This window comes from Nocardioides sp. (assembly GCF_031422975.1).
In the GTDB taxonomy this organism is placed as follows: domain Bacteria; phylum Actinomycetota; class Actinomycetes; order Propionibacteriales; family Nocardioidaceae; genus Nocardioides.
Genome location: NZ_JANPEO010000391.1, coordinates 1 through 11,394, shown reverse-complemented (window position 1 = coordinate 11,394; position 11,394 = coordinate 1). Strand labels below are relative to the sequence as shown.

Annotated in this window: 12 protein-coding genes; 8 read left to right on the top strand and 4 right to left on the bottom strand. The window is 71.1% G+C overall.

Annotated features, from left to right (window positions below; all coding sequences use genetic code 11):
- The 3 genes from RMO85_RS11825 to RMO85_RS11815 all read left to right on the top strand — a co-directional run.
- A partial coding sequence (locus RMO85_RS11825) for a DUF4162 domain-containing protein (RefSeq protein WP_310528924.1) occupies positions 1-350 on the top strand: 350 nt, incomplete at its 5' end.
- Positions 347-1,912 (top strand): ABC transporter permease, encoded by a 1,566-nt coding sequence (locus RMO85_RS11820; protein ID WP_310528923.1) that lies wholly within the window; start codon positions 347-349, stop codon positions 1,910-1,912. The genes RMO85_RS11825 and RMO85_RS11820, both read left to right, overlap by 4 nt.
- 10 nt (positions 1,913-1,922) lie before the next feature.
- Positions 1,923-2,825, top strand: coding sequence for a phosphotransferase (locus RMO85_RS11815; RefSeq protein ID WP_310528922.1), 903 nt, complete (start codon positions 1,923-1,925; stop codon positions 2,823-2,825).
- Positions 2,826-2,836: 11 nt separating this feature from the next.
- On the opposite strand, the gene RMO85_RS11810 is transcribed toward RMO85_RS11815, so the two are convergent.
- Together RMO85_RS11810 and RMO85_RS11805 are read right to left on the bottom strand one after the other, a co-directional pair.
- Positions 2,837-3,781 carry a neutral zinc metallopeptidase gene (locus tag RMO85_RS11810; RefSeq protein WP_310528921.1) on the bottom strand — a complete coding sequence of 315 codons (945 nt, stop codon included), beginning with the start codon at positions 3,779-3,781 and terminating at the stop codon, positions 2,837-2,839.
- A 57-nt stretch (positions 3,782-3,838) separates the two neighbouring features.
- Entirely contained in the window at positions 3,839-4,027 is a 189-nt protein-coding gene (locus tag RMO85_RS11805) for a hypothetical protein (protein ID WP_310528920.1), read from the bottom strand.
- Between the two features lie 117 nt (positions 4,028-4,144).
- On the opposite strand from RMO85_RS11805, the gene RMO85_RS11800 reads away from it, so the two are divergent.
- The 4 genes from RMO85_RS11800 (at position 4,145) to RMO85_RS11785 (ending at position 9,264) form a co-directional block, all read left to right on the top strand.
- On the top strand, positions 4,145-5,743 hold the full coding sequence (locus RMO85_RS11800; protein ID WP_310528919.1) for an ABC-F family ATP-binding cassette domain-containing protein: 1,599 nt from the start codon (positions 4,145-4,147) through the stop codon (positions 5,741-5,743).
- A gap of 58 nt (positions 5,744-5,801) precedes the next feature.
- Entirely contained in the window at positions 5,802-6,587 is a 786-nt protein-coding gene (locus RMO85_RS11795; protein ID WP_310528918.1) for an enoyl-CoA hydratase/isomerase family protein, read from the top strand.
- Between the two features lie 35 nt (positions 6,588-6,622).
- Positions 6,623-8,506 (top strand): ABC transporter ATP-binding protein, encoded by a 1,884-nt coding sequence (locus tag RMO85_RS11790; protein WP_310528917.1) that lies wholly within the window; start codon positions 6,623-6,625, stop codon positions 8,504-8,506.
- A gap of 104 nt (positions 8,507-8,610) precedes the next feature.
- Entirely contained in the window at positions 8,611-9,264 is a 654-nt protein-coding gene (locus RMO85_RS11785; RefSeq protein WP_310528916.1) for an SDR family oxidoreductase, read from the top strand.
- On the opposite strand, the gene RMO85_RS11780 is transcribed toward RMO85_RS11785, so the two are convergent.
- Positions 9,208-10,014: an SURF1 family protein gene (locus tag RMO85_RS11780; protein ID WP_310528915.1), complete on the bottom strand. Its 807-nt coding sequence runs from the start codon at positions 10,012-10,014 to the stop codon at positions 9,208-9,210. The two genes, RMO85_RS11785 and RMO85_RS11780, sit on opposite strands and share 57 nt — an antisense overlap.
- Positions 10,015-10,068: 54 nt before the next feature.
- Between RMO85_RS11780 and moaA the strand changes: the two genes are divergently transcribed.
- Positions 10,069-11,055, top strand: coding sequence for a GTP 3',8-cyclase MoaA (gene moaA / locus RMO85_RS11775; protein ID WP_310528914.1), 987 nt, complete (start codon positions 10,069-10,071; stop codon positions 11,053-11,055).
- Positions 11,056-11,063: 8 nt separating this feature from the next.
- On the opposite strand, the gene RMO85_RS11770 is transcribed toward moaA, so the two are convergent.
- Complete coding sequence (locus RMO85_RS11770; RefSeq protein ID WP_310528913.1) at positions 11,064-11,270, bottom strand: acetone carboxylase; 207 nt, start codon at positions 11,268-11,270, stop codon at positions 11,064-11,066.
- Between the last annotated feature and the right edge of the window lie 124 nt (positions 11,271-11,394).

Genomic DNA, 11,394 nt, shown 5'->3' with positions numbered 1-11,394 from the left:
GCACGACGGTGCTGCTGTCCAGCCACATCCTCAGCGAGGTCGAGCGGCTCGCCGATCGGGTGACGATCATCCGCGCCGGCCGGTCGGTCGAGAGCGGCACCCTCGACGACCTGCGGCACCTTCGACGCAACCGGGTGCGCGCCGAGGTGTCGGGGGCGGTGCCAGATCTGTCCGCCCTGCCGGGGATCCACGACGTCTCCGTGGACGGCCAGGTCGTGTCCTGCTCGGTCGACCCCGCGGGACTGTCGTTGCTCCTGAAGGCCCTCAACGACGCCGGGGTCGTCGCCTTGACCAGCACCCCGCCCACTCTCGAGGAGCTCTTCCTGGACGCCTACCGGACCGGGCCGTGAGCGACCGGCTCCTGGGCACCGGGCTGCTCGTGCGGTTCGCGCTGCGGCGTGACCGCGTCCTGGCGAGTGCCTGGGTGGCGATCCTGACCGTGATGGTGGTCGCCAGCGCGGCCGGCACCAGCGGCCTCTACGCCGACACCCGTGAGCGGGTCGCCGCGGCGGAGGCGATCAACGCCAGCCCCGCGATCATCGCGCTCTACGGTCCGATCCTCGACGTGCAAAGCGCCGGCGAGCTGGCGATGACCAAGATGACAGTCCTGTACGCCGTCTTCGTGGCCTTCATGGCCGTGGTGGTCGTGCGCCGGCACACCCGGGTCGAGGAGGAGACGGGTCGCGCGGAGCTGGTCGGCGCGACCGCCCTCGGCGCGGACGCTCCGGTGGCCGCCGCACTGATCGAGGCGACCCTGCTGTCCATCGCGGTGGGGGTGCTCGCATCGCTCGGCAACATCGCATCCGGGCTCCCCGTCGGTGGCTCGATGCTGTTCGGCGCCTCCTGGACGGGCATCGGGCTGGTCGGCGCCGGGATCGCGCTGCTCGCCGCACAGGTGTCGAGCAGCGCACGCGCAGTCGGCTTCCTCGCCTCGACGGTCATCGGCGCGCTCTACCTCGTGCGCGCCGTGGGCGACACCTCGGCGCACTGGCTGAGCTGGCTCAGTCCGTTCGGGTGGGGCACCCAGCTCAGTGCGTGGTCCTCGCCGCGCGGGTGGGTGCTCGCGCTCCACCCGCTGCTCGCCATGGGACTCGCCGCCGTGGCCCTGGCACTCCGGCGACGGCGCGACCTGGGCGCGGGACTGCTGCCCGACCGGCCCGGCCCCGCCTCGGGCTCGCCCCGCCTGCGGGACGCGGTCGCCCTGGCCTGGCGGACCCAGCAGACCGCCCTCATCGGCTGGACCCTCGCCATCGCCGTGATGGGCGTGCTGATGGGTTCGATCATCCCCGACATCGGCTCGCTGCTCGACTCCGACAACGCCCGCGCCACGATCGAGGCGATGGGCGGGATCGGCGGGCTGCAGGACGCGCTGCTGTTCGCGATGGCGTCCGTCATCGCCGTTGTCATCACCTGCTTCGGCATCGCCGCGATCACCCGCGCCGCGGGCGACGAGCACGACGGCCGGACCGAGACCGTGCTCGCGACCGCGACGTCGCGCGACCGCCTCCTGCTCGCCATCGGCGGGCTGGCCCTGCTCGGCACCACCTGGTTGCTGCTGGTGTCCGGCGTCGCCACCGCGGTCGGGCGCGGGGACGGCGTCGACGGCATCTGGGCCTCGCTGGTGCAGGCGCCCGCCGTCTGGCTGGTGCTCGGCCTAGGCCTGGTGCTGCTGACCCTGCGCAGCCGATGGGCGATCGCGGGTTGGGCGCTGGTGGTGACCTTCGTGACCGTGGGGCAGCTGGGGGAGAGCCTGCGGCTGCCGGACTGGATGATCGGCCTGTCGCCGTACCACCACGTCCCGAAGTATCCCGCCGAGGCGTTCTCCTGGCGCCCCGAGCTGGTGATGACCGCGATGGCGGCCGTGGCGCTGGGGGTCGCCTGGTTGCGCTTCCGGAGCCGCGACATCGGCTAGCGTCAGCGCCATGTGGCAGCCCGAGCCCGGTTGGCAGCGACTGCCCGGCGGCACCAGCCCTTCGGCGTACGGCGTCTGGCTGGCGCGCGAGGGTGACGTCGAGGTCATCGTCAAGCGGCTGCAGGCGCCGGTCGACGGCGATCCGCCCGAGCTCTCCGACTGGCGCTCGGTCGCGTGGTGGGAGCGCGAGCCGCAGGTGGCGCTGCACGGCCTGGTCGTGGCCACGAGCGGACTGCGTGGACCGACCACCCAGCGCGTCGAGGACGACGACGAGGGCATGACCCTGGTGCAGGCGCGCGTCGCCGAGACCGACAACCCGGGCCTGTTCGTGGCGCGCGCCCTGGGTCGCTTCGCGCGCACGCCACCGCCCGACGAGCCGTGGCTCGCCCGCGGCCAGCTGCGCGAGCGGCTGATCCGGATCGAGCGTCGGGGCGGCTGGCAGACGCTGGCCCGCACCACCCTGGCCGATGTCGCCGACCACCTGTGGCGGCAGCGGGCCCGGCATCTCGACGCGTTGGACGAGTCACCCCAGGTGCTGCAGCACGGCGATCCGACGCCCGAGAACCTCCGCGGCCGCTCGGGCGACGACGTGGTCGCCATCGACTGGAGCTCGCTGGGCACCGGCGCGGTCGGGCACGACCTCGGGCTGTGGGCGCTGGCGACCCGCGAGGACTTCGAGCCACTGCTTGCGGCGTACGTCGACGGGCTGGCCGACCCCGGCCTCGCGGCCGCGGCCGCGGTGGGCGCCCGGATCACGACCGTCTACACGGCGCTCAGCCGGCTGGACTGGGCGATGCGTCGCGGCGCCGACGGCCAGGGGGCGCTGGCCGGCAAGTACTCCCATCCCAGCGTGGCGCCGTACGTGCGCTCGATGCAGCGGCAGGCGGCCCAGATCGAGGCGCTGCTGTCCTGAGCCGTCCCCGGTCAGAGCTGGCTGGCGGAGAACGTGTCGCAGGCCACCAGCGTGCCCTCGTTGAATCCGGCGCTGAACCAGCGCATGCGCTGCTCCGAGGAGCCGTGGGTCCAGCCGTCGGGGTTGACGCCCTGGCCGGACTTCTGCTGGATCCGGTCGTCGCCGACGGTCTTGGCGGAGTCCAGGGCCTCGTCGATGTCGCCCTGATCGAGGCCGACGAGGAAGTTGTCCCCGTCGGACGCGGCCTTGGCCCACATGCCGGCGTAGCAGTCGGCCTGGAGCTCGAGGCGCACGGCGTCGGACTCGGGCCCCTTCTGGGTGCGGACCTTGCCCATGGTGCCGAGGAGGTTCTGGATGTGGTGTCCGTACTCGTGGGCCAGCACGTAGGGCTCGACGAAGTCGCCACCCTGGCCACCGAGCTGACCTTCGAGGACGTCGGCGAAGAACGTGGTGTCGAGGTAGATCTGCTGGTCGACGGGGCAGTAGAACGGGCCGACCTGCGAGGTGGCCTGACCGCAGCCGGTGTCGACCCCGCCGCTGAAGGTGATCATCTTCGCGGGCGTGAAGGAGGGCCCGCCCTGGGCGGGAAGCTGCTCGGCCCAGAAGTCGACGATGGAGTTCTCGACGGCCACCCGAGCGCAGTCCTCGTCGGTGTTGGCGTCTTCGCCGGTCTTGCAGTTGGCGTAGCGCTCGGAGTCCTGCATGCGGCTCGAATCGCTGCCGCTCTGGCTCGTGTCGATGCCGGAGTCGGGCGACGGCAACGTGCCGCCACCGCCGCCGAGGCAGCTGCTGATCACGAAGAACAGCACGATGATGACCAGGCCGCCGATACCGCCGCCGGCGCGGGTGCCGCCCGGGATCGGGATCCGCATCCCGCCGCCGCGCATGCCACCCCCGCCGCTACCGCTGTCGCCGACGCGGCCGGTGTCGAGGCGAGCCTTCGGGTTGAAGCGCATGTGAGTGAACCCCTTCTGGGCGACAGCTGGGTCGGGCTAGCGATGAGTCGGAGCAGGCTAACGCGTGGAGACGCGTGAAGCGCGCCGTGACGTCAGGTACTTCACGAGGAATCCGACGATGAGCAGGACGAGGCCGAGCTTGCCGCCGCCGGCAGACGTCGGGGTCGGCAGACGGGAACTGCCGCCGGTGGTGCCCGTGTCGTCGACGCGCGAGGTGTCGATATCGGCCTTCGGGTTGAAACGCATGCCGGTGTCCCTTCCTCGAGGCCCGAGTCGAGCCAGCGTCGGCCCAACTTATCCCAGTGGCCCACGGCGGCCCACGATGAGAGGGAAGCGTCGTCGCAGCGATAGCCTGAGGGCCTCATGATCAACGCCCAGCAGCTCGAAGTCCGCGCGGGCGCCCGCCTCCTGATGGAGGACGTCAGCTTCCGCATCGCCGCCGGTGACAAGGTCGGACTGGTCGGGCGCAACGGCGCCGGCAAGACCACCCTCACCAAGATCCTGGCCGGTGAGGCGCTGCCGGCTGCCGGCAAGGTCATCTCGACGGGTGAGGTCGGCTATCTCCCGCAGGACCCGCGCATCGGCGACCCCGAGGTGCTGGCCCGCGACCGCATCCTGTCGGCTCGCGGTCTCGACGACGTGGTGCGCCGCATGCGAGAGGCCGAGGAGGAGATGGCCTCGGAGGACGTCGCCACCCACGAGCGCGGGATGAAGCGCTGGACCCGGGCCGACGCGGAGCTGCACGCCGGTGGCGGGTACGCCGCAGAGTCGGAGGCCGCCCAGATCGCCAGCAGCCTCGGCATCGAGACCCGCATCCTCACCCAGCAGCTCAAGACCCTCTCCGGTGGCCAGCGCCGCCGGGTCGAGCTGGCCCGCATCCTGTTCTCGGGCGCCGAGACACTGCTCCTCGACGAGCCGACCAACCACCTCGACGCCGACTCGATCGTCTGGCTGCGCGACTTCTTGAAGAACCACCGCGGCGGCCTGATCGTGATCAGCCACGACAACGCCCTGCTCGAGGCGACCGTCAACAAGGTGATGCACCTCGACGCCAACCGCGGTGCGATCGACGTCTACAACATGGGCTGGAAGAACTACCTCACCCAGCGCGAGACCGACGAGCGCCGCCGCAAGCGCGAACGCGCCAACGCCGAGACCAAGGCCAAGACCCTCACCGACCAGGCCAACCGCATGCGGGCCAAGGCCAGCAAGGCAACCGCCGCCCAGTCGATGCTCAAGCGGGCCGAGAAGATGATGTCCAGCCTCGAGGGCGAGCGTGCTGTCGACAAGGTGGCGCGGATCAAGTTCCCCGCCCCGGCCCCCTGCGGCAAGACCCCGATCACCGCCGAGGAGCTCTCGAAGTCCTACGGCTCGCTCGAGGTCTTCACCGACGTGGACCTGGCCATCGACAGGGGCTCGCGGGTGGTGATCCTGGGGCTCAACGGCGCAGGCAAGACCACCATGCTGCGCATCCTGGCCGGCGTCGACACGCCCGACACCGGCCGCGTCGTGCCCGGCTTCGGCCTCAAGCTCGGTTACTACGCGCAGGAGCACGAGACGCTCGACACGAACCGCACGGTCCTGGAGAACATGCAGTCGGCCGCACCGCAGCTGACCGACAGCGACGCCCGCTCGGCGCTCGGCTCCTTCCTGTTCTCCGGCGACGATGCCCACAAGTCGGCGAGCGTGCTGTCCGGTGGGGAGAAGACCCGGCTGGCCCTCGCCGCCCTGGTCGTCTCCAGCGCCAACGTGCTGCTGCTCGACGAGCCCACCAACAACCTCGACCCCGCCTCCCGCGAGGAGGTGCTGGCCGCGATCCGCACCTACGAGGGCGCGATCATCCTGGTCACCCACGACGAGGGAGCGGTCCGCGCACTCGAGCCCGACCGCGTCCTCCTGCTGCCCGATGGCGACGAGGACATGTGGAACGACGACTACGCCGACCTCGTCTCGCTGGCCTGACCCCGGGCACCGGGCACCGGGCGGCGTACGGCTCCATGAGTCCTGAAAGACTCCGGGCATGACTCTCCCCGATCTCGCCGCAGTGGGCCTCGAATTCTCCGTCGCCGGCCAGGTCGCGACCATCACGCTCAACCGCCCCGAGGTCCGCAACGCCCAGACGCCCGCCATGTGGCGCGCGCTCGCGTCGCTGGGCCGGCAGATCCCGGACGAGGTCCGGGTGGTCGTCGTGACGGGCGCGGGCGCGACCTTCTCCGCCGGGCTCGACCGGTCGATGCTCGATCCGGGCACCCAGGACCAGGAGAGCGTGATCGGCCTGCTTGCCCTCAGCGACGACGAGGCCTCGGCTGCCATCGACGAGTTCCAGCAGGGCTTCACGTTCCTGCGCGACCCCCGGTTCGTGTCCATCGCGGCCGTCCGCGGCTATGCGATCGGCGCCGGCTTCCAGCTGGCGCTGTCGTGCGACCTGCGGGTGGTGGCCGACGACGCCCAGTTCTCCATGAAGGAGTCGGCGCTGGGCCTGGTGCCCGACCTGACGGGAACAAAACCCCTCGTCGAGAGCGTTGGCTACGCCAGGGCCCTCGAGATCTGCGCCACCGCCCGGATGGTCGGGGCGCAGGAGGCCGTCGACATCGGGCTGGCCACCCAGGCCGTGCCCGCCGACGACCTCGACGCAGCAGTCGCAGAGCTCGCGGCCGCCCTGTCCGCACCGATGGCCGGTGTGGTCACCGAGACCAAGATGTTGTTGCAGGGAGCAGCCGACCGCGACCTCGACGAGCAGCGGCGGCTCGAGCGCGAGGCACAGGTCCGCCGCTTCCGCGCCCTGGCAGCGGCCTTCACCAGCTGATCGGCCGAGTCTTCGGCCAACCGAGAGGACACGACATGTCGATGATGGGACCCGGCAGCGCCGGACCGCCCTGGCGGTTCCTGCGCTCCGACCGGACCGTCGTCGACAAGCGCATCGAGCGGCAGACCCTGCGCCGGGTGCTCACCTTCGCCCGGCCGCACCGGCGGACCATCCTGACGTTCCTCGCGGTCACGATCGCGGACGCGGGACTCGTGGTGGCACCGCCGCTGCTGCTGCAACGGATCGTCGACGACGGCATCACGCCCGGCAACACCGATCTCGTGATCTGGCTCGCGGTCGCGATCGCGATCGTCGCGGTGGTGGACTCGATGCTGGGACTCCTCGGTGGCTATCTCTCCAGCAGGATCGGCGAGGGCCTGATCTTCGACCTGCGGACCCAGGTGTTCGGCCACGTCCAGCGCCAGTCCCTCGCCTTCTTCACCCGCACCCAGACGGGCGCGCTCGTGAGCCGCCTCAACAACGACGTCATCGGCGCCCAGCGTGCCTTCACCTCCACCTTGTCCGGCACCGTGGCCAACATGATCTCGGCGCTCGTCGTCGGCATCACCATGTTCGCCCTCAGCTGGCAGGTCACCCTGCTGTGCCTGCTGCTGTTCCCCTTCCTGCTGCTCACCTCGCGCTGGGTCAGCAACCGGCTGGCCGGTCTGACCCGCGAGCAGATGGACGGCAACGCCGACCTCGGCAACGCCATGACCGAGCGGTTCAACGTCGGTGGCGCGATGCTGCTCAAGCTCTTCGGTCGGCGCGAGACCGAGGACCGGCTCTACGCCGCCAAGGCGGCCGTGGTCCGCGACCTGGGGATCCGGATCTCGCTGCTGACGAGGGTCTTCTTCGCCGCGATGACCCTGCTGCCGCAGCTCGCCACCGCGATGGTCTACGGCATCGGCGGCTACCTCGCCATCCGGGGCGACCTGTCGGTCGGCACCCTGGTCGCGTTGGGCATCCTGCTCCTTAGACTCCTGGGACCGCTGCAGGGCCTCTCCAACGTCCGGATCGACGTGATGACCGCACTGGTCAGCTTCGATCGGGTCTTCGAGGTGCTCGACCTGCCGTCCCTGATCGAGGAGAAGCCGGGTGCCGCGGTGCTGCCGCGGAGCGTGGCGTCGCTGCAGTTCGACCACGTCGACTTCGGCTACCCGAGCGCCGACGAGGTCTCGCTCGCCTCCTTGGAGAAGGTCGCCCGGGTCGAGTCGCGGCCGAGCGGCCAGGTGCTCTTCGACGTGTCCTTTACCGCCGAGCCGGGCCAGATGGTGGCCCTGGTGGGACCATCGGGTGCGGGGAAGACAACCGTCACCCACCTCGTCGCACGGCTCTATGACGCGACGGCCGGCGCCGTACGCGTCGGCGGTCTCGACGTCAGGGACGTGACCCTGGAGTCGCTGGAGGACGTCGTCGGCTACGTCACCCAGGACGCCCACATGTTCCACGACACGATCCGCACCAACCTGCTCTACGCCCGACCCGACGCCGACGAGGCCGCGCTCTGGCAGGCGATGGAGGCCGGCCAGATCGCTTCCCTGGTCCGGGCGCTGCCCGACGGTCTGGACACCGTCGTCGGTGACCGGGGCTACCGCCTCTCCGGCGGTGAGCGCCAGCGTCTGGCGATCGCACGGCTGCTGCTCAAGGCGCCCGCCATCGTCGTCCTCGACGAGGCCACCGCGCACCTCGACTCCGAGTCCGAGGCGGCCGTCCAGCGCGCGCTCGACGCGGCCCTGGCGTCACGGACCTCCCTGGTCATCGCGCACCGGCTCTCCACCGTGCGCAACGCCGACCTGATCCTGGTGCTCGACGCCGGTCGGGTGGTGCAGAGCGGCACGCACGCCGAGCTGATCGCCGAGGGCGGGCTCTACCGAACGCTCCACGACACGCAGTTCCGCGACGACGCCCCCGTATCCTGAGGCGATGGATCTCCAGCTCGAGGACAAGGTCTTCATCGTCACCGGCGGCACTCGTGGCCTCGGCCGGGCCACGGCCGACGTGCTCGTCGCCGAGGGCGCGCGTAGTGATCTCCGGGCGGTCTGCCGACTCGCTCGCCGCGGCGGTCGACGCCCTGGGCGATCGGGCCAGGGGAGTGGTGGCCGACAACGCCGACCCCGCCACGCCGGACGCGGTGATCGCCGCGGCGCAGCACTCCTTCGGTCGCCTCGACGGAGCGCTGATCTCGGTCGGCGGACCGCCCAAGGGCCCGGTCGCCGACATCACCGACGACCAGTGGTCGACCGCGTTCGCCTCGGTCTTCCTCGGCGCGGTCCGGCTCTCGCGTGAGATCGGCCGTGCCCTGGGCGCCGGCGGCTCGCTCGCGCTGGTGCTGTCGTCGAGCGTGCGCGAGCCGCTGGCCGACATGGCGGTCTCCAACGGCCTCCGTCCCGGCCTCGCGATGGTCGCCAAGACGCTCGCCGACGAGTTGGGGCCCCGAGGGGTGCGCGTCGACGGGCTGCTGCCCGGTCGGATCGGCACCGAGCGAGTCGCCGAGCTCGACGCCTCCACCGGGGATGCGCAGGCAGCCCGCACCGCCGCCGAGAAGAAGATCCCGTTGGGTCGCTACGGCGAGCCCGAGGAGTTCGGCCGGGCGGCTGCGTTCCTGCTGTCGCCGGCCGCCTCATTCGTGAGCGGCGTGATGCTCCCGGTCGACGGTGGGCTGCTCCGGGCCCTGTGACCGGCGAGAGCCGCGCACCATCCCTCGCCCGCCGCGCGCTTCGTCGTACACCAGATAGCCGAAGCCGAAGAGCGCAAGCAGGCCGAAGAACCACCACTGCAGGCCGTAGAAGAAGTGCGGCCCGTTGTCGAGCTCGGGCAGCTCCACGGGCAGCAGTTCCTCGTCGGCCGCGGGTGACTCCGAACGCAGGTCCACGAAGCCGGTGACGACCTCGCGGTCCAGCGCCTCGCCGATCCGCTCGCTGTTGATCGAGCGGGTGGACTGCTCGGTGACCTGGGTGCTGTCGCCGGTGGCGTCCAGCCGCACCCAGCCCTCGATGGTGACCTCACCTGCGGGTGGCGCGGGGACGTCGTCGGGGGTCGCGCCACGGTTCTGGGTCGCGAACCAGCCGCGGTCGACCAGCACGCTCGCGCCGTCGACGAGCACGAGGGGCACCACGACATCCACGCCGGCGGCGCCCTCGCGAGTGCGGTAGCGCACCACGACGGTGTCCTCGACGGCATACGTGCCTGTGGCGGTGACGCGCTTCCACTCGTCGGCGGCACCCAGCGGTGAGTCGGTCGTCATCACGTCGGTCACGGGCACCGGCGCACGCGACTCGTTGCGCTCCACGATCGCGTTGCGGACCTTGCGCTCCTCGAGCCGGTGGAACTGCCACTCGCCCAGCCGCCAGGCGACCCAGGCCAGGAGGATGACCACGAGGAGGAAGACGATCCAGCGACGAGTGAGCAGGAACCGGAACCTTCGCACCGCACGAGGCTAGCCGCAGCCCCCTCACGACCGGCACGCACCTAGACTGGCGCAATGCTCCCTCTTGCAGATCGCTTCGGCCGCGTCGCGAAGGACCTGCGCGTCTCCTTGACCGACCGCTGCAACCTTCGGTGCTCCTACTGCATGCCGGCAGAGGGTCTCGAGTGGCTGCCCGATGACCAGACCCTCAGCGATGACGAGGTGGTCCGGCTGATCACGATCGCCGTGCGCCGCCTGGGGATCACCGAGGTCCGCTTCACCGGCGGCGAACCCCTCGTCCGACGTGGCCTGGTCGACATCGTGCGGCGGACGCACGAGCTCGGCGTCGAGACCTCGCTGACCACCAACGCCCTGGGCCTCGCCCGCACCGCCACTGCCCTGCGGGAGGCGGGCCTGGACCGGATCAACGTCTCCCTCGACTCCGTTCGCTCCGAGACCTTCAACGAGATCACCCGCCGCGACCGGCTCAAGGACGTCATCGCCGGGCTCGAGGCGGCGCGGGAAGCCGAGCTGTCGCCGCTGAAGATCAACGCCGTGCTGCTGCGTGGCGTCAACGACGACCAGGCCGGCGAGCTCCTTCAGTGGGCCCTGGACCACGCCTACGACCTGCGCTTCATCGAGCAGATGCCGCTGGACGCGCAGCACGGCTGGAGTCGCGCGGAGATGATCACCGCCGACGAGATCCTCGAACGCCTGAGCGCCGACTTCGTCCTCACCCCGCACGGCGAAGCGCGGGGGAGCGACCCGGCCGAGCTCTTCGACGTCAACGGCGGGCCGGCGACGGTCGGCATCATCGCCTCGGTCACGCGACCCTTCTGCGGCGACTGCGACCGGGTGCGCCTCACCGCTGACGGCCAGATCCGCAACTGCCTGTTCGCCCGCGAGGAGTCAGACCTGCGTACGGCGATGCGAGCCGGCGCGACGGACGACGATCTCGCGGCCCGCTGGGTCACCGCGATGGCCGGCAAGCGCGCGGGTCACGGCATCGACGACGAGTCGTTCCTCCAGCCCGATCGCCCGATGTCGGCCATCGGGGGCTGAGCGGCCGCTCAGGCAGTCGGGTGCGCGACGACGTCCGTGAGGAAGCCGCGGGCGCCGAGGAAGTCGCTGAGGGACTGACGGTGGTCGTCACAGGCCAGCCACGCCTTGCGGCGATCGGGCGTGTGCAGCTTGGGGTTGTTCCACAACAGCGCCCAGACGGCGGGCGCCGTGCAGCCCTTGGCCGAGCAGACGTCGTGCGTTCCCGGGTCGGTCACGGGCTCACCTCGGCTCGATCGGGCAGGAGTGTCGGAAATAGGCCGGTGCCGGGCACCCCCCGGGGAGGCCGTCCGGCACCCAAGTTCGACCACAGACCGGGGGTGGTGGGGGGGCCAGTTGTTT